The organism is Rhizobium sp. P1_C7 (genome assembly GCF_056406295.1).
The window spans coordinates 1-24,284 of sequence record NZ_JBFUAL010000021.1 but is presented as its reverse complement, the minus strand read 5'-3'; the positions used below and the strand labels follow the sequence as shown (position 1 = coordinate 24,284).

The following is a 24,284-nucleotide window of genomic DNA, read 5'->3' as shown; positions in this document are numbered from 1 at the left end:
GTCACTTCGATCCCTGGAACAGAGTAACGACAGTGACCTACACCATGACCGACAGCGCCGTGCCGAAATCGCGCACCCGAAAACAATCGCTGCTGAAGCAGGTAATGACCATGCCGGCCGGGGCCATTCTTCTGGTTTTCGCCGCTCTGCAGGTCGTCTGCATCGCAGGCGCGCTCGCCTATCCCGACGACTTCCGCTATCTGTCGCCGCAAAACCTGACGATTTTGATGAAGGCCGTTCCGGTGCTCGGTTGCCTGGCGCTTGGAGCTGGCGTCCTGATGATAGCCGGCGAGTTCGATCTGTCGATCGGCTCCGTCTATACCTTGACCGCCGTCCTGATGGCGAGCCTCGTCGATGGCGGCATGAGCGCCTTCATTGCAGCGCCGCTCGGCATTCTCCTTGGCGTCCTGATCGGCCTTCTCAACGGCACGATCACGCTGCGTTTCGGCCTGCCGTCCTTCATCGTCACGCTTGGAGGCCTGTTGTTTTGGCGCGGCGCCGTGCTTCTCTACAACGGCGCCGTTCAGGTCCGGTTCGATCCGGAGCCCGCCTTTTCCAGCCTGTTTGCCGGTACGATCTTCGGCATCAACGCGGCCTTTGTCTGGATTGTCTTGTTTGTTGTCGGTTTCTATCTGCTGCTGCACCGTCACAAGTTCGGCAACCATGTATTTGCCACCGGTGGCAATCCAGCCGCGGCAACGGCCATCGGCATCAACACCGATCACGTCAAGCTTGTTGCCTTTGCAATCGCCGGCGGCATGGCCGCTGTGGCCGGCATCATCGCCACTGCGCGTGTCGGTAGCGTCCAGCCAGGGCAGGGTGCGGGTCTCGAGCTCCAGGCGATTGCCGCCTGCGTTATCGGAGGGCTTTCACTGCGCGGAGGGCGCGGTTCGATCATCGGTATCTTCCTTGGTGTCATGCTGATCCATACCATTACCGATGTCCTTCTTCTGCTGAGAGCGCCGGGCTTCTATCTCGACATGTTTATCGCAACGCTGATCGTTGTCGCTGCCGCCTTCAACCATCTCATCGAACGCCGGGGGGCTGCGTGATGTCCGCACCCAATCTTCTCGAACTGCACAATATCACCAAGAGCTTTGGCGCGCTCACGGCGCTCCGGGACCTGAGCTTCCACATCGGTCAAAGCGAAGTTGTCGGTCTTCTTGGCGACAACGGCGCCGGCAAGTCGACCACGGTCAACCTTATTTCGGGGATTCACAAGCCGACGTCCGGTCACCTGAGCGTCGACGGTCAAAAGACGATGTTCACCTGCCGGTCCGATTCAGCGGATGCCGGCATCGAAACCATCTACCAGAATACCGCTCTGGTGGATTCGCTCTCGATCACGCGCAACATCTTCATGGGCCGCGAGCGCACCGACGCATTCGGGTTTCTGAAGCAGGCCGAGATGCGCGACATTGCGATGGAGGTGTTGGAGAAGGCCGTCCATATTTCCGGCATCGACTCTCCCGACAAGCTGGTGGGCGACCTGTCGGGCGGGCAGAAGCAGGCCGTCGCCATCGCGCGTGCCGTGTTCTTCAAGCGCAGGGTGCTGCTTCTCGACGAACCAACCTCGGCGCTGTCGGTGCGCGAAACCGAAGCGCTGCTCGCGCAGGTGCTGAAGCTGAAGGCGGAAAACGTGTCGAGCGTGCTTGTGACACACAATCTCTATCACGCCTATCAGGTCTGCGATCGGTTTGTTATCATGAGCCACGGAACGAAGGTTTTCGACGTGAAAAAAGCAGACACGAGCATCAGCCAGCTCACTGAGTACGTCGTCCTCACCTGACATTTATCAAACGCCAAGGGGCAAATTCCGTGACATTTTCCGCAAACGTACGCCAGGTCGTTGGCCCAGAAGACGCTGCCAGGCGAAACACGCAATCTCTGCGCGAAGGGTTCCTCATTGAAGGGCTCTTTTCGAAAGGAAGTATCAATCTCACCTACAGCCATCTCGATCGAATGATTGTCGGTGGTATCGTCCCGGTCGGGGACGACCTCGTGATCGATCAAGTGAAGGAGACCGGCACCAGCCAGTTCCTGGAACGTCGAGAGGTGGCCATTCTCAACATCGGCGACAAGGGCAAGATCATTGTTGGCGGCGTCGAATATACGCTCGATTTTCAGGATGCACTCTACGTCGGCATGGGACAAGGAATTCTGACTTTCCAGAGCGAAGACCCCATCAATCCTGCCGAGTTCTATTTGCTGAGCGCGCCTGCTCATCGTGCCTGCCCGACCGTGCTCATCACACTCGACATGGCAAAGAAGGTACGCACGGGCACCGCCGACGAGGCGAATGCCCGCACCATAAACCAGTATGTCCACCCGGATGTCTGCGAAAGCTGCCAGCTGCTGATGGGTCTCACCATGTTCGAGCCCGGCTCGGTCTGGAACACCATGCCGGCGCATGTGCATGACAGGCGCATGGAGGTCTATCTTTATTTCGGCATGGAAGAGGCGACGCGTATCTTCCATTTCATGGGAGAGCCGCACGAAACGCGACATCTCGTGCTGAAAAGCCATGACGCGGTGCTGTCGCCGGGATGGTCCATTCACTCCGGTGTCGGCACCGGTCGATACTCCTTCATTTGGGCGATGGCCGGCGACAACATGAGCTTTACCGACATGGACAAGGTGCCAATGGAAAATTTGCGATGAACCCTTTCGATCTCTCGGGCCGATGCGCCATTGTCACCGGCGCAAACACCGGCATCGGCCAGGCGATCGCCGTCGGGCTTGCTGGGGCAGGGGCCGACATCATAGGCGTTGGGCGCTCGCCAATGGAAGAAACCGCCGCGCTCGTAACAGCCGGCGGCCAGGCGTTTCATCCTCTTCTTGCGGATCTCTCCACAATGGACGCGGTGCGCGCCGTCATCGAGCGCGCGGCCGTCATTCGGCCGCGCCTGGATATTCTGGTCAACAATGCCGGAACCATCCGCCGGGCCGATGCGATCGATTTTCGCGAGGAGGACTGGGATGCCGTCATGGACACCAATCTGAAGTCGGTGTTCTTTCTCTGTCAGGCCTTCGCCAGAATGGCGATTGAAGAACAGGTGCCGGCCAAGATCATCAACATCGCCTCTCTCCTGTCCTTCCAGGGCGGCATTCGTGTTGCATCCTACACGGCGGCCAAGAGTGGTGTTGCGGGCCTGACGCGGCTGATGGCCAATGAGTGGGCGGCGCATGGCATCAACGTCAACGCCATTGCCCCCGGCTATGTCGAGACAAACAACACCACGGCGTTGCGGGCGGATGCCGAACGCAATGCCGATATCTTGAAACGCATTCCCGCGGGGCGCTGGGCGCGGGCCGATGATATGGCTGGAGCCGCCGTCTTCCTTGCATCAAGCGCGTCGGACTATGTGCATGGCACGGTCCTTCCCGTGGATGGTGGATGGATGGCACGATAATGGGAGTAACCGATGTCTGATTTCTACACACTGCCTGACGACCTGAGCTGGTCGGAACCCTCGCCCGGCAACCGCCGCGCCGTTCTTTCTCATCGCCCTGAAATGATGCTTGTCGCCTTCAGTTTCGACAAGGGAGCAGTTGGCGCGCTCCATTCACATCCTCACACACAGGTTAGTTATGTGGCCAAGGGTGTCTTCGAGGTGACAGTTGATGGGCTGACAACAACGCTGCCTGCGGGCAGCAGCTTCATTGTCGCACCAAATCTGGTCCACGGTGTCGTCGCGCTCGAGGATGGATTGCTGATCGACACGTTCACGCCCAGACGGGACGATTTTTTATGATGTGATTGGTGAGTTTTGGCACCTTCGATCTAGTGACGCGAACAATTCCCAACGAGGAACCGGCCCGTCACTTTAGCGGACCGTCCTGTGAGGCTTGCGGCCGTTTCGGTCCCACAGCTTCAATGGCTTCCACGTCGCTATGTACCCCGATACGCAGCTGCCCACGCAGGACATCGATCTCGTCTGGCGGAACGCTTCGCAGATGCCGAGCTGGAGGTTTTTCATTAACTCTTTCGCTCTGTTGATGATATTTGTTGTCGAGCGATCGAGCAATGCGGTTGGCAAGTGCTCGGCACCGATAAGTGAATATGTCTTGCCGAGCCTCGCTCCTTGCGCCAACTTGAGCGGGAAGGGGAAGGAGCCATGAAAACAGTTGAAATTGCCGTGGCGTGCGTCTTCGCACTTTATTCCTCGCCGACCTTTGCCAAGCCCGTAGAATCCATCAACGAGCTGGTGGAATGTAACTGCGATTTCGCCAGGAATGTCGTCGGTGCGGCCGGCAATGCCATTCTCTCTGCGAATTCGGACTTGGAGGCTCACCAGCAAAAGGGGCTCATATGCCCACCGAAGGCGATCGAAATTCCGGATGACGTATATGTTTCAATCTTGCGAAGCTATGTCCAAAAGCATTCGGTCTACAAAGAGGCCACTTGGCATCGCTTCCCGGTGGTTTTGCTCCTCGGACTGAAGGAACGCTTCCCCTGCCCGTAAATTAGACTGACGAATTTGAATACTCATCTGAACCTTTTTTTGGAGGATCCAGATGTCCGGGCTCAGCCCTGCGTCGACGGCTCATCGAACAACCAGTACAGGTATCTGGCTATGCGCGAGGACTTCCGATGTCTGGCTTCCGAGCACCAACTTTCTTAAACCTCTGCGCCCGTGTGACGCCATAACGATCAAGTTGCAATCACGAGCCATTGCCAATTCAATGATCGCTTCGGCCGGATGGGCCTCCGGGACAAGCACCGTTTCCGCCGTCACGCCGAGTTTTTCTGCCGCCATCTTGGCCGCTGCCAGCACTTTTTGGGCTGTTTCCTTTTGACCGGCTTCATACTGAAAATCAGTCGGCCCGGGAGTAGATGCGCCGACAATTCCGGCGTGCGCGTAGAGAGGGGATTTTTCCGTTGCCATGACTATAGTCACGCGGGCCTTGAGGCTCTTTGCAAGCCAAAGCCCATGATCAACACCTCTCCGGGCCAATTCGGATCCGTCAGTGCAAATGAGGATATGTTCGTACATCCTTGTCTCCCCCCAACAGCAAACCCAGGGCATTTACCAAGTTGGGCCTCGCGGCAGGGTACTATTGTTCCGCATCAATCGATACGCTTATAGGCCAGGAAAACTCGAGCTCTGCCTGCGTGTTGTCTATGAAATGCGTCTCTGAACCCTACAGTCGTTGAAGCAGCTCCGTCTTCTTTGCCGCGAATTCGTCGTCGGAAAGTATGCCTTTCGAATGCAGATCAGCGAGCCGTTCAATCTTGCTGAAGATATCGTCCGGATCGAAGCCTGCTCGAGCGGAGAGGATATTTGTGTTTGGAGGCGCCATCGATGGAACCTCGACGCGATCGCTCTGACTTGCTGGCGTTTCCCGCTCTTCCGGCTCCGGCCGCTTATCAGCTTCCGATACAATCTCCAGGTCCGATACGCGGACGAGGCCGTGCTGCGAGGTGAAGGTCAACGATTGGTCGCCGCCCTGCTGTTGGGAAAAACCGCCAATACTATGCTCCCTTGTATCGTAAACCGTGATCTGCCCGTTTACATCGATGGCCAGGCGGCGGCTTGCGGGAAAGAAGGCGTAGCGGAGGTTGTTCTGTGCGCCGGTCGACGAGGGCTGGCCGAGGTGTTGCGGCCACGAGCTATTATGCGAACTTGCTTGGTAGGAGAAGCTGTTTCCGTCTCCCTGGCTCTGAGATTGATAGGGCCGATCTACCTTCGGGCCGGAGAGTTCACCAGACCGGATACAAGCGGCGATCTCCGAGCAAAGCAGGTCCACGCGGTGCTTCAGACCATTATTGAACATGTCACTGACCATGACCATGCCGCCGTTTGACCATTGCCCCATCCCGCCAAGCTCGGCGTGGTTGAACTGCGCCTGGCTGGCGTTCCCGGCGATCAAGGCCATAACAAGGTGCTCGATGACGCCAGAGCTGAAGCCGTGCCGCTGGGAAAGGCTCTCGATAACGCTCTGCTCCTGGGGATCTCTGATCACAGACTTCTCTCCATTGGGCCACAGGCCTCATCTATTACATTTGCGTGACCTTAAGGATAGCGCACTGTGCGCTGCCGCGGAGCCGTCGGCGGACGTGGCACGCAAAACGCTGCCATGCAAAGCCGTGTCGCGAGGCGCCCTTGCTAATGCACCAAGCTCCAGAAGCCGTGCTTCTTGCCATGCCGGCGCCTCAGTGCCGCGACATAGACATCGTGAGACCCGGCGTTTTCGAAGTCATTGATGTGTGGGGTGAGGGATGCGCATCGCACGAGGTGCCGGGCCGCGTGCTTGTAGCGACTGGATCGCCCACTATCGAGCGTGAAGTTGATCATCGAGCGCAGAACGAGTGTTGCCGCGAACGGCTGCTTCTCAGCCAGCGTGTCGGCAGCCGACGTCATCAGTTCGTAGAGATCGCCGTCCAATTCCGACTTCCGATTGACGACGAGCTTCGCCGCTTCACCGAGTGCGGGCCAGACCAGGAAAAAAGCGAGCGCCCTGTGGACGTTTGGAAAAGCCTGGGCATAGCCGAATGCTTTCTCCTCGGCCTCGAGATCGTCGAAATCCGGCAACCGTCTAAGAAAGGCACGCAGGTGCGCGTCGCTCAATGACTCCGCAAAGCACTTCCATCGATAGGTCTGCGCTTCGTCCCCCCGTCCCAACGCGTCGAGCGCCTCGACGCGGGCAAGTTGCAGTTCGATGGGAACGTCGGCTCGGCCTTTGGTATCGACCCTATCCAGCGTCTCGAGCGCCTCATGAGCTCGTCCCGAAGTAAGTAGACGGCCAGCTATGTCCACGGCCACCAAGGGCGCGCTACGGGTCCTTTCAGGCTGCAGCGCAATATATGCATCTACGTCGCCCTGGGCGTCGGCGATTTCCTGCAGAGCGATGCGGACCGTCAGCTCCCGATGGTTGCCGTAGATTTCATCCATTGAGATTTGTGGTTTGCTGCTCCAGCCGATGAGCTGGCGCTGGCTCTGTGCGGGCCTGTCGTCAAATTCTTTTGACCATTGCACGAGCAGGACCTTGAGACGTTCAAGACCGTTCGTACCAAGTACCGGGACCATTGCGGTTAGCAGCCGGTCATATTGGCCGTGGGGGTTGTCTTGCAAGGCTGCGAAAATCTTGTCGGCTAAGATGTCGGCAGCAACATTTGCTGCTTTGGCAATGACGCAGGCATCCGTACAGGCCTGATGGAAACACTCGATAAGCGAGCCGCTGCCATCGTCGGATCTCGCGAAGATTGAATCGGCAAGCGCGAGGAATTGCCAGATCAGCTCGAAACCTTCTTTCGGATCGTCGGCGGTTGCAAGATCGACGATCGTCTTGCGATGCGTTTCCAGATCGGTCCTAAGCGCCTTCACCTTTCGCCAGTTTATGAAGGTGCGAGAGCGAGCGATGCTTGCGAGCCGCTTGCGCACCTCGCGCGCCACCTCGGCACTGCTGTGGTTGCCGGCGAGCTCCATGCGAAGCCGGCGTTTGTGGGCGGCGCTACCGGTGCTGATCTCGATCAGCAGCTCGGCGAGGCGCGGCGTACCGAGTGCCTCAAGGTTCTTCGCATTGAGTGTTATTTTGGCTGCCATTCGCGTCCACTATCGCTTCAAGGATAAAGTCACCCGGTCACCACATAGGTGCGGCCCGCAAATTTCACCCGCTGGTTTCGGCAGCGTGCTCGGCTCGATCTCCCGCGCCGCACCGGGCTCAAGGAAAACGTGACAAGATCGGACTCCATTTTTACGTGTGCGCCTTTATCGTCTCTTTGGACTTCGCCCAGGCAATGACCCAACACGCTGCTATTGCCTTTCGCTCGTTCAGCGAAATAGTTCGGAACGAGCTCAGAGATCGTCAGCCTTTCGAAGCCTAACCCCGGTGCCCCCGTCTGGCGCTGGTCCCTCTTCGAAAAAAATGATTCCGCGAGTCTCGTAAACGCGTTTGATTGCGTCAATTGTGACCGGCTGGGGACCGCGCGGACCAGAATCTTCCTGCTCGACCCGGCTTACTGTGTTCGCAGTAACCTTCGCGAGCTCAGCCACTTCCCGTACTCCGAGCTTCAAAATCGCACGCGCTGCCCGAGCTTGGATAGGATTCACGAAGACCTCGTATTTATTTCGATACAGGGTATTGACAAATGTTCCATGTCGATATAGATACACTGTATCCATTTTTACATCAACATCCCCACTGGGCGTCGTGCGTCTGGTGAGTATTCTCCTGTCTGCTCGCGGTACTGGCAGGCGAAAGGGAAAGCCTTGTATGGAACTACGCCAGCTTTCATATTTCGTGGCAGTAGCCGAGGAACTGCACTTCGGCCGGGCTGCTGCCAAGATCCGCATTGCCCAGCCGGCGCTGAGCACGCAGGTGCAGGCGCTGGAGAGGGAGCTCGGCCTGCAGCTTCTGGTGCGCACCACCAGACGGGTCGAACTGACGCAGGCGGGTGAAACCTTCTATGATCGCTGCATCAGGATCCTCAGCGAGATCGATCTGACCACCGAGATCACCAGGGCGGTTGCCGGCAAGACGATGAAGCAGATCCGGATCGGTACCGTCTATCCGGCTACCACAGGGGTGCTGCCGGCGTTCCTGGCAAAGATTGCCCGCAAGTATCCTGATGTGCGCATCCATATTTCCAGCGGCAACACCAGCGATATCATTCGCAGCCTGGAAAGCGGCCAGATCAATCTCGGCTTCATCCGACCCGTCGAGAACATCGGCTCGCTGCGGTTCTTCTCGATTGCCCATGAGCGCTATCTGCTGGCGGTCTCAAAGGCGAGCCCGCTGGCAACGCAAGAGGAGATCGGCATCGAGGATCTGCGCGATGAGAAGATCATCGCCTTCAACAGGCAGAACCTGTCTTACACCGAGAGGTACTTCAACGAGAAGTTCCAGGCGTATGATCTGACCCGCAATATTGCCTATACCTGCGACGACACCTACTCACTGGTGTCGCTTGTCTCGGCAGGGCTCGGCATCGGCTTTGCCCCTGAGTGGGTTCGCGATCTGCCCAACCGTGCCTTCGAGCTCAAGAAGGTGAGGGGGATTGATTTCCGGATCGGGCTTGGGGTTGCCTGGAATAAGGAGGATCCCACTGCCTCGCGCGATGACATCGTCGATATTGCCCGATCGCTGGCACGGCCGGGCAGGCAGGGTTAAAGCGGGAGGCAAACGCCCGATCCGGCAGGCGCCTCGCGCTTCGGTCACGGGCAAATGACCAAGTCAGGGTTTTCTATCTCGCGAGCATTGTCGGCCGCGCGGGCAATAATTCCTGATCTGTGGGACGGTCTGGGCGGCGTGTTCGATTGCCACGCGATCTGCAGTTTAGATGTCGCCGCCTTCGATCGCAGCGATTATCGCCCCATGCTCATCCACATATTGACGAGGCAGTCTGTCGTGAAGGTCGAGTAGCAGAGCCTGAGCATTCGGCGGCCACCATTGAGAACGCAGTATATACGGATTGCCACATTTCTCCGCGATCGCGACGTGAAACTCCCAGTTCGCCTCGATCATGGCGTAAGCGTCTCGTGCAACGACGGCGCGAGGATATTTCGGTCTTGTAAAACAAATCCATATGTGAACATTATCTTCACATGAGAAGATTGAAGTGGGTTGCGACCGTCCAGCCGCTTACCGAGCAGGTATCCGCGCGCATGGTTGAGAGCAGGAGGAGCCTATGACCGAACTTGCGCCCGCCGCCGGCGCGTCTTCGAGGGGAACGAAGACGATGCCCGAGGATCATGCCCGGATACCGGTGTGGAACGCCGAGAACTGGTATTATGAAAACTGGCCGGTCGGACAGAAGATTAGATCGTTGCGCCGAACCCTGGGTGAGGGCGATAGCCATCTCTTCAACGCCCTGGTTACGGACATCCATCCTTACGTGCAGGATCAGATCTTCGCTGAGACGGAAGGTCTCTTCGGGCGCAGGCTCGTGGCCGGTGCATTCGTCTTTTCAGCCGGGCTCGGACTTGTCGCGACGAACTGCGTGAACGCGTTTTCCTATGGCTACGACAGGTTGCGCTTTATAAAACCTGTCTTCATCGGAGACACGATCTACACCATCCGGACAAACCTCGACAAACGACCGCGTTACCAGGATCTCGGTTTGATCCGGGCGAGCTACGAGGTCTTCAAGAACGAAGGCGAGCTGGTGCTCTACTGCGAGCATCTTCAGACCGTCAAATACGCAAATCCCGCCGATTTCATCGGCAAGACAGAGAAATAGCAACATGTTGGAAGAGAATGTCTTGCCACTCGATGGCCTGGTCGTCGTGGATATGAGCCAATTCCTGTCGGGTCCTTATTGTTCGCTGCGCCTGCAGGATCTCGGCGCCCGGGTGATCAAGATCGAGCGCCCTGACGGTGGGGATCTGTCCCGCCGTCTCTACCTCAGCGACACGGAAATCGGCGGCGACTCGACCATTTTCCACGCGATCAACCGAGCCAAGGAAAGTCTCGCCATCGATATGAAGAACGACGCCGACATGCGGTCGCTCAAGACATTGCTGGCAAAGGCCGATGTGGTGATCCAGAATTTCCGCCCGGGCGTCATCGAGCGCCTTGGGCTTGATTATTCCGCCGTGAAGGCGATCAATCCGCGCATCGTCTACGGCTCGATCAGCGGTTACGGCGAGGAAGGACCGTGGGTCAAGCGTCCGGGCCAGGATCTCCTGGCGCAATCGCGCTCCGGTGTGATGTGGCTGAATGGCGACGAAAGCCAAGGGCCCGTGCCCTTCGGTCTTGCCGTCGGCGATATGCTGGCCGGTGCGGCGCTCGCCCAGGGCCTCTTGGCAGCGCTCGTTCGACGTGGCATCACCGGCAAGGGCAGCCTTGTCGAAACCAGCCTGCTCGAGGCGCTTGTCGACTTTCAGTTTGAGGTCCTGACGACGTTTTTGAACGACGGCCGCCGCCTTCCCAAGCGCGCGGATTTCCGCAGCGCCCATGCCTATCTTTCTGCGCCCTATGGGGTCTATCCTGCCAAGGACGGCTATCTCGCCATCGCCATGACGCCGATTCCGAAGTTGGCCGACCTGCTCGATATGCCGGAGCTCGATACATACCGCAACGACTCGGCCTCCTGGTTCACCAGCCGCGACACCATCAAGGCCCTCATCGCCGCGAAGATTGCAACGGCAACGGTGGCTGAGTGGCTCGAGGTGCTTGAGCCTGCCGATATCTGGTGCGCGAAGGTATTGAACTGGAACGAGCTTCTGGAAAGCGAAGGCTTCTCCGTCCTCGACATGCTTCAGACCGTCACCCGTGATGACAATGTCACCATTCACACGACCCGCTCTCCGCTCCGGGTAAACGGCCGGCGTCCAAAGTTCGAGCGCGCTGCGCCCCGAATCGGCGAGCACAGTGCCGCCATCCGCGAGGAGTTCGGCCTATGAGCGTCACGTTGAAGGGCATGACCTGGAGCCATCCGCGCGGATATGACCCGTTGGTCGCCTGCTCGCATATCTGGCAGGAAAAGACCGGCGTCAACGTGATCTGGGAGAAGCGGTCGCTGCAGGATTTCGAGACCTATCCCGTTGACGAACTCGCGCGAGCCTTCGATCTGATTGTCATCGATCATCCGCACGTCGGCCAGATCACCGGCGAGGGTTGCCTTGCGCCGCTCGATGTTGCCGGGCGAGAGGCTGAACGGCTGGCACTTCGCGCGACAAGCGTCGGCGGCTCCTACGAAAGCTACGAGTGGCAGGGCCGCCAATGGGCTTTCCCGATCGATGCGGCAACGCAGGTTCAAGCCGTTCGTCCCGATCTTGTCGACCAGCCGCTGTCACGCTGGAGCGACGTTCTCGATCTTGCTGCAAAAGGCCGCGTGCTGCTTCCTTTGCGGCCGCCGCATTCGCTGATGACCTTCTATACACTTGCCGCCAACCTCGGTACGCCTTGCCGCAGCAACGACAAGGGTCCGCTCATTGATGCTGTTGCCGGAGAACGTGTGGTGGGCTTGATGCGTGACTTGGTTGAACGTCTCGACCCGGTCTGCTTTGACCTGGACCCGATCGCGGTTCTGGAACGAATGTCGGCCCAAGGCTCGACGGTCGCGTGCTCACCGCTGCTTTATGGCTATGTCAGCTATTCGATCGCCGGCTTCAGGCATCACCCTTTGCGCTTCAGCAATATTCCCGCGGCCGGCAACCTCGGCCCGGCGGGCTCGGCGCTCGGCGGCACGGGTATCGCAGTATCGGCGTTTTCCGAGGCATGCGCGCAGGCTGTCGATTTCGCCTATTGGGTGGCAAGCGGCGACGTCCAGAGCGGGCCTTATGCGGCAGCTGGCGGGCAGCCTGGCAACGCCCTGGCTTGGGAGGACGACACGGTCAACGCTGCAACTGAAAACTTCTACCGTGGGACCCGAGATACTTTGGAAACCTCGTGGATCAGGCCCAGGCACGATGGCTACATGGCGTTCCAGCAGCAGGGATCGGATTGCATCAACAGCGGATTGCTCAGCGGCAAAGCGCCCGAGCAGATCGTCGAGATGCTGAACAGGCTGTTCGTTGCAAGTTTCGCATCCTGATTGCGCCAGCCAAAGAGGCCCTTATTCATATATGAGTATTCATGTGACCTGATCAGCCTGCGGGCGTGCCACGTCGGATCCCGCCAGAAGGGAAAGCTGCTTGGCGGTTTCGACGAGCAACGAAATCGTCTTCGTTATATCGGGCGCGGCTGGGCTATTGACGAGTGTGATGTAGGGAACGGTCAACGCGGCAATGCCCTTGCCATCGGGGCCGAGGACCGGAGCCGACAGGTTGTAGACGCCTGCGGTTTGGATACTGGCCATCATTTCGTAGCCGCGCTCGCGGATCTGATCCAGGCGCGCATAGAAGTCGTCGGTCAGGACAACGTCATTGCGACTTTTCACGTGTTCCGAAATCATCATTTCTCGTTCTTCCGGCGAACGGAATGCGAGAAGGACGTGGCCGGATCCAGTGTCGAACAGGCTGATATGAGAGCCGACACGGATCGAGATCCCCCAATATTCCGGGGCTTCCTGCTGCGCGACGACCACCGCGGAACCGCGGTCGAACACAGCGAGCTGGTTGGCTTGCCTGGAGTTGTTTGCAAGCTCACGCATCAGCGGCGTGGCATAGGACGCGAGCCGGCGAACGGGCGCATGCAGTTGCGCGAGCCCGAAGAGCTTCAGCGTCAGCGAATAGCGGTCTCCATCAATACGCGTCACGTAGCCGCGCCGCACAAGCCGGTCGAGCATCCGGTAAAACTCGTTGGGGCTTCTGTCGAGTCTCTTCGAAATTTCCGCCTGCGTCAGCCCGCCGTCAACGCTGGCAAGCAATTCCAGAATGTCCAGCCCTTTGTCGAGCGCGGGCGCGCGATAACGGTCTGAATCGTCATTTTCCATGGCAGTCTTTCTCCGTGAATACTCCCAGCCGTATACGAATATCGGTGCTTTGACAAACGAACTTACCGCTTGACCTCCCGTGAAAATGTTGTTTGTATATAAATCAGTTTCTCACACATGAGGACGCCTCGGAACCGAGAGAGGTCGAGGCGAGGGGAGGAGGAAGTACATGAACAAGCTGCTTTCCGGCGTGTCGGCCGGGGTGATTGCACTTGCATTGGCATGTGGTGCGGCAAATGCCGCCGACCTGCCGGGCAAGTTTGAAGGCGTGACCATCGATGCGAAGTTGATCGGTGGCCAGCAGTACGAAAAGCTGTACGAGCGGATCGGCGAGTGGGAGAAGGAGACCGGCGCCAAGGTCAACATCCTGTCCAAGAAAAACCACTTCGAACTCGACAAGGAGATCAAGTCGGACATCGCGACCGGCGGCCTAAGCTGGTGCGTTGCTTCCAACCACTCGTCCTTCGCCCCTCAGTATCCTGACATCTATACGGATCTGTCGACGTTGTTGCCCGCTGAGGAGGTTGCCGCCTTCGTTCCTGCCGTCATCAAGGCGTCGACGCTGAATGGCAAGCTGGTGATGCTGCCGCGTGCGCAGTTTGATGTGTCCGCGCTCTACTACCAGAAGAGCCTCTACACCGACGAAGCCAAGAAGACCGCATTCAAGGCGAAGTACGGCTATGACCTAGTGCCGCCGGACACCTGGCAGCAGGTGACGGATCAGGCGGAGTTCTTCGCGTCTCCACCGAATTTCTACGGCACCCAGTTTGCAGGAAAGGAAGAGGCCATCAACGGTCGCTTCTTCGAGATGCTGGTTGCCGAGGGTGGCGAATATCTCGACAAGGACGGCCGTCCTGCGTTGAATTCGGATGCCGGTGTCAGGGCGCTCGACTGGTTCGTCAATCTTTACAAGGCAAAGGCGGTGCCGCCGGGCACGACCAACTATCTGTGGGACGATCTTGGCCAGGGCTTTGCCTCCGGCTCGATCGCGCTCAATCTTGACTGGCCCGGCTGGGCAAGCTTCTTCAACGATCCGAAGTCTTCGAAAGTCGCGGGCAATGTTGGCGTAAAGGTCCAGCCAGCAGGATCTTCCGGCAAGCGCACCGGCTGGTCAGGCCATCATGGCTTCTCGGTGACCGAGTCGTGCGCTCACAAGGATGCTGCCGCCTCGCTCGTGTGGTGGTTGACCAACGAGGACAGCCAGAAGCTGGAATCGGCGGCCGGACCGCTGCCGACCCGCAGCGCGGTTTGGGACTACAACATCAAGGCTGCCGAAGGAGACGCTTACAAGACGGAGGTTCTGCAAGCCTTCCAGGAAGCGGCCAAGCATGCCTTCCCGGTCCCGCAGACGCCTGAATGGATCGAGATCTCGAATGCCGTCTATCCTGAGCTTCAGGCGGCGATCCTCGGTGACAAGACGTCGAAGCAAGCGCTCGATACTGCGGCTGAAAAAGCCACAGCCATTCTCCAGGACGCCGGAAAACTCTAAACTTCGCATTCCCGAGGCGGCGTCGGCAAGCATGTCGGCGCCGCCTTTCCATTCATTGAATTTCAGGAAGACCTTCGATGAAGATCTCCAGACTTTCGGCACCAGTCTTGTTGCTGACGCCGGCCTTCATCGTATTGGCGGCCGTGATCATATTGCCGCTCCTTTTCTCTTTGTATTCAAGTTTCACGCCGTTCCGGCTGACAAAGCCCGATTCGCTCTTCGTTTTCATTGGCTTGCGAAACTATGCCAGCGTCCTGACCAATCAGGAGTTCTGGATCGCTTTCGCCCGCACGGTGGTATTGCTGACGGTTGCGTTGAATGCGGAAATGCTGCTTGGCCTCGGCCTGGCGCTGCTGGTCAACAAGGCGACGCACGGGCAGCGCGTGCTGCGCACCGTGATGATGTTTCCGATGATGTTTTCGCCGGTTCTCGTCGGCTTCCAGTTCAAATTCCTGTTCAACGACAATATCGGCTTCGTCAACAATGCACTTCAGTCGCTGGGCATCACCGATCAGGCGATACCGTGGCTCATCGATGGAAATCTGGCATTGATCTCGATCGTCATCGCGGAAGTGTGGTCATCGACAGCCGTCTTCGCGATCCTCATTCTTGCAGGCTTGCTGGCGATGCCCAAGGATCCGGTGGAAGCGGCGCATGTCGATGGATGCACGCCCTGGCAGACGTTCCGTTACGTCACCTGGCCTTACCTGATGCCGTTTGCCTATATCGCGATGACCATTCGCTCGCTCGACGTTGCCCGCGCCTATGACATCGTGAAAATCATGACAGACGGTGGGCCAGCCAAGCGGACGGAATTGCTGTGGACCCTGATCGGCCGCACCGCCTACAGCGATGCGAGAATGGGTATGGCGAATGCCATGGCCTATGTCGCGATCCTCCTTTCTATTCTCTTCACCGTGTATTTCTTTCGCAAGCTTGCGGCTGCCCGCCAGCAGATCGGAGCGGAGTGGTAATGGACGTCGTCTCCTCACATCGTCTGCGCCGCCGGATACTCAAGGTCGCGCACCTCATCGGCTTGTTCCTGGCAATGACCGTCATTTGTCTGCCGGGCATCTGGATTGTCCTGTCGTCGATGCGCCCCACAGTCGAGATCATGGCCAAGCCGCCAGTGTGGATACCGGAAACGCTATCGCTCGACGCCTATCGCGCCATGTTTTCTGGCGCAGGGCAGGGCGGGATTCCGGTTTGGGATTATTTCCGCAATTCGCTGATCATATCCGTTACGTCGACGCTGATCGCGCTCGCGATCGGGATGGCCGGCGGCTATGCCTTCGCGCGCTACCGGTTCAAGGCGAAGTCGGCGATCTTCCTCGGCTTCATGCTGACGCGCGCGGTGCCCGGTATAGCACTCTCACTGCCAATCTTCATGATCTATGCGCGCACCGGCATTATCGATACGCATTTCGCGCTCATTATCACCTACGTCGCGCTGAACGTCCCCTTCACGATCTGGCTGATCGATGGATTCTTCAGACAGGTGCCGAAGGATCTGGCTGAAGCCGCGCAGATCGACGGATGCACGCCCTGGCAAGCATTCTGGCAGGTGGAGTTTCCGCTTGCTGGCCCCGGCATCGCCTCGGCAGGGATATTTGCCTTCCTCACATCTTGGAACGAGTATGCGCTCGCCTCGCAGATCACCCGGTCGGTCAACTCCAAGACGCTGCCTGTCGGGCTTCTCGACTATACCGCAGAATTTACCATCGACTGGCGCGGGATGTGCGCCCTTGCGGTCATCATGATCGTCCCGGCGCTGACGCTCACCTTCATCATCCAGAAACATCTGGTCTCGGGCCTCACCTTCGGTGCGGTAAAAGGATAACTCATGGCTCACGTCACGCTCAGGAAACTCGTCAAGCGCTACGGCGCCTTGGAGGTCGTTCACGGCATTGATCTCGAGGTCAAGGATCGCGAGTTTATCGCGCTGGTGGGTCCCTCGGGTTGCGGAAAATCCACTACGTTGCGCATGATCGCAGGGCTAGAGGATATCAGCGGCGGCCAGATCGAGATTGGCAACACGGTGGTGAACGACCTGCCCCCCAGAGCGCGGAATATCTCCATGGTCTTCCAGTCCTATGCGCTCTATCCGCATATGAGCGTGGCCGAGAACATGGGCTTCTCCCTTAAGATCGCTGGCCGGTCCGCAGACGAGATAAAGGAGCGCGTTGCCGAGGCTGCGACGATCCTCGACCTGTCTCATCTTCTCGAGCGCCGACCGGCGCAGCTTTCAGGCGGTCAACGGCAGCGCGTGGCCATGGGTCGCGCCATCGTTCGGCAACCGGAGGTCTTCCTGTTCGACGAGCCGCTGTCGAACCTTGACGCCAAGTTGCGCACGCAGGTGCGCACCGAAATCAAGAAACTGCATGCACGCATGCAGGCGACCATGATCTATGTGACCCACGATCAGGTCGAAGCGATGACGCTCTCGGATCGAATTGTCATCATGCGGGATGGCCATATCGAACAGGTGGGAACGCCCGAAGACGTGTTCAGGAAGCCGGCAACCAAATTTGTGGCGGGCTTTATCGGATCCCCGCCGATGAATATGGACGAGGCTACGGTCAGCGGCGGGGAACTTGTGTTCTCCAGCGGTGCGCGGCTGCCGGTCCCGCCACGCTTCAGCACCCGTGTCAGCGAAGCACAGAGGGTGACCTTCGGACTGCGCCCCGACGATCTTTACCCGACCGGTCATGGCTTGCACGGTGGTGAGGCAAGTGCTGTCCACCAATCCGAGCTGAGTGTCTCAATCACCGAACCGCTCGGCAACGAAACACTGGTTTTCACACAGTTCAATGGTCGCGACTGGGTCTCGCGCATGCTCAATCCGCGACCACTGCAAACTGGAGAGAGGGTGCCGATGAGCTTCGATCTGTCGAAAGCGCACCTCTTCGATATCGAGACCGGTAAGACTCTGGACATCTGACATGGCAAAAATAGAAAAAATCGAACTGAGAATGGTCGACCTTCCCCCGAAGGTTAAGCGCACGGATGCCATCCAGAGCTTCGTCAGCCAGGAGACGCCGATCGTCACCATTACCGACAGCGACGGGGCGGTCGGTACAGGTTACAGCTACACGATCGGGACGGGCGGCTCGTCCGTGATGCGGCTGCTGTCGGACCATCTGGTTCCGATTTTGATCGGAGAAGATGCCGACTGCATCGAAGCCATATGGCACAAGTTGGAATTTGCGACGCACGCGACGACCATCGGCGTCATCACCGCGCTGGCGCTGGCGGCGGTCGACACGGCACTTTGGGACTTGCGGGCGAAGAAACAGAACCTGCCGCTATGGAAGCTTGCCGGCGGCGCCAAGGATCGATGCCCGCTTTACACCACCGAAGGCGGCTGGCTTCATATCGAGAAGGAAGCGCTGGTCGAGGACGCCTTGCAGGCCAAGGCAAAGGGTTTTTCGGGTTCCAAGGTCAAGATTGGCAAGCCGCATGGCGCCGAAGACTACGCGCGTCTGTCCGCGATGCGTGCCGCCCTGGGCGATGGCTTCGAGATCATGACCGACTGCAACCAGGGCTTTACCGTTGACGAGGCAATCCGCCGCGCCGCGCGGCTGAAGGAGCTCGACCTTGCATGGATCGAGGAGCCGTTGCCAGCCGACGACCTTGACGGCCATATCCGGCTCACACGTTCGACGCCGACGCCGATCGCGGTGGGCGAGTCGATCTATTCGATCCGTCATTTCCGTGAGTACATGCAGAAGGGTGCATGCTCGATCGTGCAGGTGGACGTCGCCAGGATCGGTGGCATCACGCCGTGGCTGAAGGTAGCACATGCGGCAGAGGCCTTCGACATCCCCGTTTGCCCACACTTCCTGATGGAGCTGCATGTCAGCCTCGTCTGTGCCGTGCCGAACGGGAGGTTTGTCGAGTATATTCCCCAGCTCGACGATCTCACCGTGAAAGGCATGGAGATCATCGGCGGGAAGGCTATCGCCCCCATGGAGAGCGGTATCGGCATCGCTTGGGACTGGGACGCAGTCAAAGCGCGCTCGATCACCGAATTCACCGCCGAGTTCCGCGCTTAAGGAGAATTGCCATGCAGCGTATGGGAATGGTGATCGCGCTGAAACCCGGGAAGATCGCTGAATACAAGCGGCTTCACGCAGCGGTGTGGCCAGAAATCCTGGCGCTGATTTCCGAGTGCAACATTGCCAACTATACGATTTTCCTGAAGGAACCGGAGAACCTGTTGTTCGGGGTATGGGACTATGTTGGCTCGGACGTCGAGGCAGACATGGCAAGGATGGCCAGCCATCCCAAGAACAAGGAATGGTGGGCGGTTTGCATGCCTTGCCAGCAGCCGCTGGAAACGCGCAAGGAAGGCGAGTGGTGGGCGATGATGGAGGAGGTCTTCCATCATGACTAAGTCATTCGATCCGCGCAATTTGCAGCAATGGTGGCCACGGCCTGCGGCTCCGAGACCGATTGTCATTTTCGGCGCCGGCAGCATCGTCGGCGATGCGCATCTGCCGGCCTACAGGAAGGGCGGCTTTCCTGTCGCCGGGCTTTACGATCCGAACCGCGACAAGGCAGGCGAGCTCGCGGCTCAGTGGGGTATCGCCGCCTTCGCAAGCTGCGAGGAGGCCGTCGCCGTCGATGGCGCCATCTTCGATCTTGCGACACCACCTGCGGCCCATACAGGCATTTTGTCGCAACTGCCGCCAGGTTCGCCGGTCCTTATCCAGAAACCAATGGGGAGCGATCTGGCGCAAGCCAGTGAAATTCTCTCGATCTGCCGTGCGCGCGATCTGCGGGCCGCTGTCAATTTCCAGCTGCGGTTCGCACCGATGATGCTCGCGCTGAGGGATGCAGTGGGCAAGGGCTATCTCGGCGAGATCGTCGATTTCGATGCCTGGCTTGCGCTTTCGACCCCATGGGGGCTGTGGCCCTTTCTCAAGGGTCTGCCGCGGATCGAGATCGCAATGCACTCGATCCACTATTTCGACTTTGTTCGCAGTCTCCTGGGCAACCCCGACGGCGTTCATGCCAAGACATTGGGTCACCCGAACCACGACGTGGCGCAAACCCGCACTGCCGCCATCCTGGACTATGGCAACAAGGTGCGCTGCGTCCTGTCGGTCAATCACGACCACGATTTCGGGCGCAAGTTTCAGGCCTGCGAATTCCGCATCTCGGGCACGGGGGGTGCAGCCTATATCAAGCTCGGCATCAATCTCGACTACCCCCGCGGCGAGCCCGATGCTTTGTGGATCAAGCCCGAAGGTGAGGACTGGACAGAGGTGGCCCTTGAGGGCGCCTGGTTCCCGGACGCCTTTGTCAACCGAATGGCAAATCTCCAGCGCTTTGTTTCTGGCGAGGATGCGGAACTCGTCGGCTCGGTCGAAGACGCATGGCACACCATGGCGCTAGTCGAGGCGGCCTATCAATCGAGCGCCGCGCCGGCGACGCCGCTCGCAACCCTTCCGAAAGCTTGAGACATGGGCGAACAGGTCATTCATTTCGAAGACTATCAGATCGGGCAGGAAAGGCTAACCACCGGACGGACGATCACCGAGACAGATTTCGTCGTACATGCAGGCCATACTGGCGACTTCTTCCCGCATCATATGGATGCGGAGTTTGCCAAGTCCCTGCCGGGCGGCCAGCGCATCGCTCACGGTACCATGGTCTTTTCGATCGGCGTCGGACTGACGGCATCCCTTATCAATCCGGTCGCATTCTCATACGGCTACGACCGCCTGCGTTTCGTCCGCCCTGTTCATATTGGCGATACGATCCGCACGCGGGTGACGATTTCGGCCAAGGAGGACGATCCCAAGCGAAAGCACATGGGTCGGGTTGTCGAACGGTGCGAAGTTCTCAATCAACGCAACGAGGTCGTTCTGGCAGCCGACCACATCCTGATCGTCGAACGCAAATCCCAGTGAAAGACCAAAAACAATGACCGACTATCTAAAAGGCAAGACGGTGCTGATCACTGCAGCAGCACAAGGCATCGGCCGCGCCTCGGCGCTTGCCTTTGCCAGGGCCGGTGCAAGGGTCCATGCCACAGATATCAACACGGATGCTCTTTCTCAGATCTCCGGCGAAAATGGCATAAACAGCCACAAACTCGACGTCTTGGACGATGAGGAGGTCAAGGCGCTCATTGCCGAAATCGGCGTCGTCGATGTGCTCTTCAACTGCGCAGGCGTGGTTCACAGCGGCAGCATTCTCGAAATGCCGGACAAGGATCTGGATTTCGCCTTCGATTTGAACGTCAAGGCCATGGTCCGAACGATACGGGCTGTGCTGCCTGGCATGCTGGAGCGGAACGACGGTTCGATCGTCAACATGGCGTCCGTCGCCTCCAGTGTGAAAGGTGTTCCTAACCGCTTCGCCTATGGAGTGACCAAGGCGGCAGTGATCGGCCTCACCAAGGCCATAGCGGCAGATTATGTTGCGCGGGGCGTTCGCTGCAACGCAATCTGCCCGGGTACCGTCGAGAGCCCTTCGCTGCAGGACCGGCTGCGCGCACAAGGAGACTTCGAGGCTGCGCGCGCAGCGTTCATCGCCCGGCAACCCATCGGCCGCATCGGCACTCCCGAGGAGATCGCCGATCTTGCGGTTTATGTCGCTGGCGCAACCTATACGACAGGCCAAGCCTTTGCCATCGACGGCGGCTGGACGATCTAACACGGTCAAATAGCCACATCAGGAGAATATGATGAAGCTTCTTCGCTACGGCGAGCCCGGCCATGAACGGCCGGCCACCCTTGATGCCGACGGTGTGGTTCGGGATCTTTCGGGGCAGATCTCCGACCTGTCCGGCTCAGCACTTGATCCGGAGAAGCTGGCGGACCTGTCGAGGCTCGATATCAAGGCTTTGCCCGCGGTAACGGGAACGCCGCGGTTGGGTCCCTGCGTTGCCGGTACAGGAAAATTCATCTGCATTGGCCTCAACTATTCCGACCATGCGGCCGAGACCGGCGCGACCGTTCCTCCGGAGCCGATCATCTTCATGAAAGCAACCTCCGCTATCGTCGGCCCCAATGATGATCTCGTCATTCCGCGCGGTTCGGCAAAGACGGATTGGGAAGTCGAGCTCGGTGTGGTTATCGGCCGGAAGGCCAAGTACGTGACGGAGGCAGAGGCGCTCGACTACGTTGCAGGCTACTGCACCATCCACGACGTCTCGGAGCGCGCCTTCCAGATCGAGAGGCAGGGGCAGTGGACGAAGGGCAAGTCTTGCGACACTTTCGGCCCGACGGGTCCCTGGCTCGTGACGAAGGATGAGGTGGATGATCCGCAGAACCTTGGCATGTGGTTGAAGGTCAATGGTGAAACCATGCAGGACGGTTCGTCCAAGACGATGGTCTACGGCGTTGCCTATCTGGTCTCCTATCTCTCGCAGTTCATGTCGCTGCAGCCCGGCGATATCATTTCGACCGGCACGCCGCCCGGCGTTGGAATGGGCATGAAGCCGCCGCGTTACCTGAAGCCAGGCGATGTGGTCGAACTCGGCATCGAGCGGCTCGGCTGCCAGAAGCAGACTGTCATTGCCGATATCTGAGCCGCATCATTCGTAGACATCCTGCATCTCCGGGATGCACTCCGCCATTCCCGGACACCCGCCAGCACTGGAGGTTTCAATGCCCCGTATTACCAGCATGCAAGTCTTCGATTTGCGTTTTCCGACATCGCTCAGCCTCGACGGCTCCGATGCGATGAACCCGGATCCGGACTATTCCGCCGCCTATGTTATTCTCGGCACCGACGAGCCGGGGCTTGAAGGCCACGGCCTGACGTTCACGATCGGTCGCGGCAACGACATCTGCTGCATGGCGATCCGGGCAATGGAACATCTGGTCGTCGGAACGGAACTCGATGAGATCATCGCCGCGCCGGGCAAATACTGGCGACATCTGACGAGCGACAGCCAGTTGCGCTGGATCGGTCCGGAAAAGGGCGCCATCCATCTTGCAACGGGCGCCGTCGTCAACGCCGTGTGGGACATGCTTGCGCGTCGCGCCGGAAAGCCGGTCTGGCAGCTGGTCGCCGACATGTCGCCCGAGGAAATAGCCGATATCGTCGACTATCGCTATATGACCGATGTACTGACCCGCGATGAAGCCGTAGAGATTCTGAAAAAGGCGGAAACCGGGAAGGCTGAACGCATCGCTACCCTGAGGCGCGAAGGCTATGCGTGCTACACCACGTCGGCTGGCTGGCTCGGCTACTCCGAGGAAAAGCTGCGCAGGCTGTGCCAGGAGGCTATCGATGCCGGCTTCAATCACGTCAAGATGAAGGTCGGGCGTGATCTTGAAGACGATATTCGCCGCCTCACCATCGCACGCGAGGTGATCGGTCCGGACCGCTATCTGATGATTGACGCCAACCAGGTTTGGGAGGTTGGGCAGGCCATCGACTGGGTGCAGAAGCTGGCTTTCGCCAAGCCGTATTTCATCGAAGAGCCAACCAGCCCCGATGACGTGGCAGGCCATCGGAAAATTCGCCAGGCAATTGGTCCGGTCAAGGTTGCGACCGGTGAGATGTGCCAGAACAGAATCATGTTCAAGCAGTTCATCGCCGAAGGCGCGATCGACATCGTGCAGATAGACAGCTGCCGCATGGGTGGCCTTAACGAAGTTCTTGCAGTGCTGCTCGTGGCAGCCAAATTCGGCTTGCCTGTCTGGCCGCACGCGGGCGGTGTGGGGCTTTGCGAATACGTGCAGCATTTGTCTATGATCGACTATATCGCCGTTTCGGGAACCAAGGAGGGTCGGGTGATCGAGTATGTCGATCATCTGCACGAACATTTTGTCGATCCCTGCGTCATCCGCAACGCCGCCTATATGCCGCCGGAAAGCCCTGGATTCTCGATCGAGATGAAGCGCGGCTCCATCGAGAGTTATATGTTCAAGGGGTAGCGTGGCTATCCGCGGGCAATCATTCATCCTGAGCAAGAAGATGAACCGCGTTCAGTTGAGCGCGGTTTTGCCAATCGACAAGAAGCGCAATAGGTCGCGTCGCTGACAACCGAAACCAAGCCTGCCAATCACGCAGCGGAATTGTAGCCGCGGCTCCCGGGCTGGACCCGACAGCATGGGCGCTGGAGCTTCGAACCGAGGGACGATCGCCGTTCTCAAACCGTCCGCCTACGCAAAAGCCGCCCAACAGACCCTCAATGGAAGATGCGGTTGGGTCGGGGTTCACTTTCCGCGGCCACCGATCCCCGCCGGCTTGGGTGTGTTCTGGGTGTGAATTCGGGTACGCTGGAAATCCGTCATTCAAATCAGGATGTTACAAAATTGTGAAAAAACATCGTTTGGATGTGTTGACTTGGAAAAGGGGTTGGCCGTATAAGCCCCCTCACTGAACGAGGGCGGCGGCGCTGCTGGCGACGATGTCTCTTGTTTCAGGTTTCCAGATTGGCTTTGTTGGCTGATGGGTGGTTCGGGGCTTTATGGCTTTGAGCTTGTGGGATTTCGACCGGGTCTGACT

Annotated in this window: 26 protein-coding genes; 21 read left to right on the top strand and 5 right to left on the bottom strand. The window is 58.7% G+C overall.

What is annotated here, in order from left to right; all coding sequences use genetic code 11:
• The first annotated feature begins 104 nt into the window (after positions 1-104).
• The 6 genes from AC1D2R_RS25440 (at position 105) to AC1D2R_RS25415 (ending at position 4,466) form a co-directional block, all read left to right on the top strand.
• On the top strand, positions 105-1,052 hold the full coding sequence (locus tag AC1D2R_RS25440; RefSeq protein WP_477971856.1) for an ABC transporter permease: 948 nt from the start codon (positions 105-107) through the stop codon (positions 1,050-1,052).
• Positions 1,052-1,789, top strand: coding sequence for an ATP-binding cassette domain-containing protein (locus tag AC1D2R_RS25435; RefSeq protein ID WP_477971700.1), 738 nt, complete (start codon positions 1,052-1,054; stop codon positions 1,787-1,789). The genes AC1D2R_RS25440 and AC1D2R_RS25435 overlap by 1 nt, the downstream gene beginning before the upstream one ends.
• 29 nt (positions 1,790-1,818) lie before the next feature.
• Positions 1,819-2,661: a 5-dehydro-4-deoxy-D-glucuronate isomerase gene (gene kduI / locus AC1D2R_RS25430; protein ID WP_477971698.1), complete on the top strand. Its 843-nt coding sequence runs from the start codon at positions 1,819-1,821 to the stop codon at positions 2,659-2,661.
• Positions 2,658-3,413 carry a 2-dehydro-3-deoxy-D-gluconate 5-dehydrogenase KduD gene (kduD, locus tag AC1D2R_RS25425; protein WP_477971696.1) on the top strand — a complete coding sequence of 252 codons (756 nt, stop codon included), beginning with the start codon at positions 2,658-2,660 and terminating at the stop codon, positions 3,411-3,413. Before kduI ends, kduD begins: the two co-directional genes overlap by 4 nt.
• 12 nt (positions 3,414-3,425) lie before the next feature.
• Entirely contained in the window at positions 3,426-3,755 is a 330-nt protein-coding gene (locus tag AC1D2R_RS25420) for a cupin domain-containing protein (RefSeq protein ID WP_477971694.1), read from the top strand.
• 363 nt (positions 3,756-4,118) lie between these two features.
• Positions 4,119-4,466, top strand: a complete 348-nt coding sequence (locus tag AC1D2R_RS25415; protein ID WP_477971693.1) for a hypothetical protein — start codon at positions 4,119-4,121, stop codon at positions 4,464-4,466.
• Positions 4,467-4,547: 81 nt separating this feature from the next.
• On the opposite strand, the gene AC1D2R_RS25410 is transcribed toward AC1D2R_RS25415, so the two are convergent.
• The 3 genes from AC1D2R_RS25410 to AC1D2R_RS25400 form a co-directional block, all read right to left on the bottom strand.
• A complete protein-coding gene (locus AC1D2R_RS25410; RefSeq protein WP_477971691.1) occupies positions 4,548-4,997 on the bottom strand; it encodes a universal stress protein in 450 nt (149 codons plus the stop codon).
• A 148-nt stretch (positions 4,998-5,145) separates the two neighbouring features.
• Positions 5,146-5,967 carry an SHOCT domain-containing protein gene (locus AC1D2R_RS25405; protein ID WP_477971689.1) on the bottom strand — a complete coding sequence of 274 codons (822 nt, stop codon included), beginning with the start codon at positions 5,965-5,967 and terminating at the stop codon, positions 5,146-5,148.
• Positions 5,968-6,110: 143 nt separating this feature from the next.
• Positions 6,111-7,547 carry a DUF6880 family protein gene (locus AC1D2R_RS25400; RefSeq protein ID WP_477971687.1) on the bottom strand — a complete coding sequence of 479 codons (1,437 nt, stop codon included), beginning with the start codon at positions 7,545-7,547 and terminating at the stop codon, positions 6,111-6,113.
• A 670-nt stretch (positions 7,548-8,217) separates the two neighbouring features.
• On the opposite strand from AC1D2R_RS25400, the gene AC1D2R_RS25395 reads away from it, so the two are divergent.
• Positions 8,218-9,114 (top strand): LysR family transcriptional regulator, encoded by an 897-nt coding sequence (locus AC1D2R_RS25395; RefSeq protein WP_477971685.1) that lies wholly within the window; start codon positions 8,218-8,220, stop codon positions 9,112-9,114.
• A gap of 165 nt (positions 9,115-9,279) precedes the next feature.
• Here the strand turns inward: AC1D2R_RS25395 and AC1D2R_RS25390 are convergent, their stop codons facing one another.
• Positions 9,280-9,468, bottom strand: coding sequence for an FCD domain-containing protein (locus AC1D2R_RS25390; RefSeq protein WP_477971683.1), 189 nt, complete (start codon positions 9,466-9,468; stop codon positions 9,280-9,282).
• Between the two features lie 163 nt (positions 9,469-9,631).
• On the opposite strand from AC1D2R_RS25390, the gene AC1D2R_RS25385 reads away from it, so the two are divergent.
• Genes AC1D2R_RS25385 through AC1D2R_RS25375 form a run of 3 tightly spaced genes read left to right on the top strand, consistent with a single transcriptional unit; the run spans position 9,632 to position 12,481 of the window.
• Positions 9,632-10,183: a MaoC family dehydratase gene (locus AC1D2R_RS25385; protein WP_477971681.1), complete on the top strand. Its 552-nt coding sequence runs from the start codon at positions 9,632-9,634 to the stop codon at positions 10,181-10,183.
• Between the two features lie 4 nt (positions 10,184-10,187).
• Positions 10,188-11,348 carry a CaiB/BaiF CoA transferase family protein gene (locus AC1D2R_RS25380; protein WP_477971679.1) on the top strand — a complete coding sequence of 387 codons (1,161 nt, stop codon included), beginning with the start codon at positions 10,188-10,190 and terminating at the stop codon, positions 11,346-11,348.
• Positions 11,345-12,481: an extracellular solute-binding protein gene (locus AC1D2R_RS25375; protein ID WP_477971678.1), complete on the top strand. Its 1,137-nt coding sequence runs from the start codon at positions 11,345-11,347 to the stop codon at positions 12,479-12,481. Before AC1D2R_RS25380 ends, AC1D2R_RS25375 begins: the two co-directional genes overlap by 4 nt.
• A 39-nt stretch (positions 12,482-12,520) precedes the next feature.
• Here the strand turns inward: AC1D2R_RS25375 and AC1D2R_RS25370 are convergent, their stop codons facing one another.
• Positions 12,521-13,321: an IclR family transcriptional regulator gene (locus AC1D2R_RS25370; protein WP_477971676.1), complete on the bottom strand. Its 801-nt coding sequence runs from the start codon at positions 13,319-13,321 to the stop codon at positions 12,521-12,523.
• A 169-nt stretch (positions 13,322-13,490) separates the two neighbouring features.
• Between AC1D2R_RS25370 and AC1D2R_RS25365 the strand changes: the two genes are divergently transcribed.
• The 11 genes from AC1D2R_RS25365 (at position 13,491) to AC1D2R_RS25315 (ending at position 23,710) form a co-directional block, all read left to right on the top strand.
• A complete protein-coding gene (locus tag AC1D2R_RS25365; protein WP_477971674.1) occupies positions 13,491-14,810 on the top strand; it encodes a type 2 periplasmic-binding domain-containing protein in 1,320 nt (439 codons plus the stop codon).
• A gap of 77 nt (positions 14,811-14,887) precedes the next feature.
• Positions 14,888-15,784, top strand: coding sequence for a carbohydrate ABC transporter permease (locus tag AC1D2R_RS25360; RefSeq protein ID WP_477971672.1), 897 nt, complete (start codon positions 14,888-14,890; stop codon positions 15,782-15,784).
• Positions 15,784-16,650, top strand: coding sequence for a carbohydrate ABC transporter permease (locus tag AC1D2R_RS25355; RefSeq protein ID WP_477971670.1), 867 nt, complete (start codon positions 15,784-15,786; stop codon positions 16,648-16,650). The genes AC1D2R_RS25360 and AC1D2R_RS25355 overlap by 1 nt, the downstream gene beginning before the upstream one ends.
• Before the next feature lie 3 nt (positions 16,651-16,653).
• Positions 16,654-17,751 carry an ABC transporter ATP-binding protein gene (locus AC1D2R_RS25350; RefSeq protein ID WP_477971668.1) on the top strand — a complete coding sequence of 366 codons (1,098 nt, stop codon included), beginning with the start codon at positions 16,654-16,656 and terminating at the stop codon, positions 17,749-17,751.
• A gap of 1 nt (position 17,752) precedes the next feature.
• Positions 17,753-18,865 (top strand): mandelate racemase/muconate lactonizing enzyme family protein, encoded by a 1,113-nt coding sequence (locus tag AC1D2R_RS25345; protein WP_477971666.1) that lies wholly within the window; start codon positions 17,753-17,755, stop codon positions 18,863-18,865.
• An 11-nt stretch (positions 18,866-18,876) separates the two neighbouring features.
• Positions 18,877-19,206: an L-rhamnose mutarotase gene (locus tag AC1D2R_RS25340; RefSeq protein ID WP_477971664.1), complete on the top strand. Its 330-nt coding sequence runs from the start codon at positions 18,877-18,879 to the stop codon at positions 19,204-19,206.
• On the top strand, positions 19,199-20,275 hold the full coding sequence (locus tag AC1D2R_RS25335) for a Gfo/Idh/MocA family protein (RefSeq protein ID WP_477971662.1): 1,077 nt from the start codon (positions 19,199-19,201) through the stop codon (positions 20,273-20,275). The genes AC1D2R_RS25340 and AC1D2R_RS25335 overlap by 8 nt, the downstream gene beginning before the upstream one ends.
• A gap of 3 nt (positions 20,276-20,278) precedes the next feature.
• A complete protein-coding gene (locus AC1D2R_RS25330) occupies positions 20,279-20,728 on the top strand; it encodes a MaoC/PaaZ C-terminal domain-containing protein (protein WP_477971660.1) in 450 nt (149 codons plus the stop codon).
• A gap of 13 nt (positions 20,729-20,741) precedes the next feature.
• Positions 20,742-21,476, top strand: a complete 735-nt coding sequence (locus AC1D2R_RS25325) for an SDR family oxidoreductase (protein WP_477971658.1) — start codon at positions 20,742-20,744, stop codon at positions 21,474-21,476.
• A 31-nt stretch (positions 21,477-21,507) separates the two neighbouring features.
• Positions 21,508-22,353, top strand: coding sequence for a fumarylacetoacetate hydrolase family protein (locus tag AC1D2R_RS25320; RefSeq protein WP_477971656.1), 846 nt, complete (start codon positions 21,508-21,510; stop codon positions 22,351-22,353).
• Positions 22,354-22,432: 79 nt separating this feature from the next.
• The gene (locus AC1D2R_RS25315; RefSeq protein WP_477971654.1) at positions 22,433-23,710 is read left to right on the top strand and encodes an L-fuconate dehydratase; all 1,278 of its coding nucleotides are present in this window, start codon (positions 22,433-22,435) and stop codon (positions 23,708-23,710) included.
• Positions 23,711-24,284 lie beyond the last annotated feature (574 nt).

Excerpts from the sequence above, each read along its gene's own strand:
- AC1D2R_RS25440 (WP_477971856.1), top strand. The coding sequence starts at position 105 with ATGACCATGCCGGCCGGGGCCATTCTTCTGGTTTTCGCCGCTCTGCAG.
- AC1D2R_RS25435 (WP_477971700.1), top strand. The coding sequence starts at position 1,052 with ATGTCCGCACCCAATCTTCTCGAACTGCACAATATCACCAAGAGCTTT.
- kduD (WP_477971696.1), top strand. The coding sequence starts at position 2,658 with ATGAACCCTTTCGATCTCTCGGGCCGATGCGCCATTGTCACCGGCGCA.
- AC1D2R_RS25420 (WP_477971694.1), top strand. The coding sequence starts at position 3,426 with ATGTCTGATTTCTACACACTGCCTGACGACCTGAGCTGGTCGGAACCC.
- AC1D2R_RS25415 (WP_477971693.1), top strand. The coding sequence starts at position 4,119 with ATGAAAACAGTTGAAATTGCCGTGGCGTGCGTCTTCGCACTTTATTCC.
- AC1D2R_RS25410 (WP_477971691.1), bottom strand. The coding sequence starts at position 4,997 with ATGTACGAACATATCCTCATTTGCACTGACGGATCCGAATTGGCCCGG.
- AC1D2R_RS25400 (WP_477971687.1), bottom strand. The coding sequence starts at position 7,547 with ATGGCAGCCAAAATAACACTCAATGCGAAGAACCTTGAGGCACTCGGT.
- AC1D2R_RS25395 (WP_477971685.1), top strand. The coding sequence starts at position 8,218 with ATGGAACTACGCCAGCTTTCATATTTCGTGGCAGTAGCCGAGGAACTG.
- AC1D2R_RS25390 (WP_477971683.1), bottom strand. The coding sequence starts at position 9,468 with ATGATCGAGGCGAACTGGGAGTTTCACGTCGCGATCGCGGAGAAATGT.
- AC1D2R_RS25385 (WP_477971681.1), top strand. The coding sequence starts at position 9,632 with ATGACCGAACTTGCGCCCGCCGCCGGCGCGTCTTCGAGGGGAACGAAG.
- AC1D2R_RS25380 (WP_477971679.1), top strand. The coding sequence starts at position 10,188 with ATGTTGGAAGAGAATGTCTTGCCACTCGATGGCCTGGTCGTCGTGGAT.
- AC1D2R_RS25375 (WP_477971678.1), top strand. The coding sequence starts at position 11,345 with ATGAGCGTCACGTTGAAGGGCATGACCTGGAGCCATCCGCGCGGATAT.
- AC1D2R_RS25370 (WP_477971676.1), bottom strand. The coding sequence starts at position 13,321 with ATGGAAAATGACGATTCAGACCGTTATCGCGCGCCCGCGCTCGACAAA.
- AC1D2R_RS25365 (WP_477971674.1), top strand. The coding sequence starts at position 13,491 with ATGAACAAGCTGCTTTCCGGCGTGTCGGCCGGGGTGATTGCACTTGCA.
- AC1D2R_RS25360 (WP_477971672.1), top strand. The coding sequence starts at position 14,888 with ATGAAGATCTCCAGACTTTCGGCACCAGTCTTGTTGCTGACGCCGGCC.
- AC1D2R_RS25355 (WP_477971670.1), top strand. The coding sequence starts at position 15,784 with ATGGACGTCGTCTCCTCACATCGTCTGCGCCGCCGGATACTCAAGGTC.
- AC1D2R_RS25350 (WP_477971668.1), top strand. The coding sequence starts at position 16,654 with ATGGCTCACGTCACGCTCAGGAAACTCGTCAAGCGCTACGGCGCCTTG.
- AC1D2R_RS25345 (WP_477971666.1), top strand. The coding sequence starts at position 17,753 with ATGGCAAAAATAGAAAAAATCGAACTGAGAATGGTCGACCTTCCCCCG.
- AC1D2R_RS25340 (WP_477971664.1), top strand. The coding sequence starts at position 18,877 with ATGCAGCGTATGGGAATGGTGATCGCGCTGAAACCCGGGAAGATCGCT.
- AC1D2R_RS25335 (WP_477971662.1), top strand. The coding sequence starts at position 19,199 with ATGACTAAGTCATTCGATCCGCGCAATTTGCAGCAATGGTGGCCACGG.
- AC1D2R_RS25330 (WP_477971660.1), top strand. The coding sequence starts at position 20,279 with ATGGGCGAACAGGTCATTCATTTCGAAGACTATCAGATCGGGCAGGAA.
- AC1D2R_RS25325 (WP_477971658.1), top strand. The coding sequence starts at position 20,742 with ATGACCGACTATCTAAAAGGCAAGACGGTGCTGATCACTGCAGCAGCA.
- AC1D2R_RS25320 (WP_477971656.1), top strand. The coding sequence starts at position 21,508 with ATGAAGCTTCTTCGCTACGGCGAGCCCGGCCATGAACGGCCGGCCACC.
- AC1D2R_RS25315 (WP_477971654.1), top strand. The coding sequence starts at position 22,433 with ATGCCCCGTATTACCAGCATGCAAGTCTTCGATTTGCGTTTTCCGACA.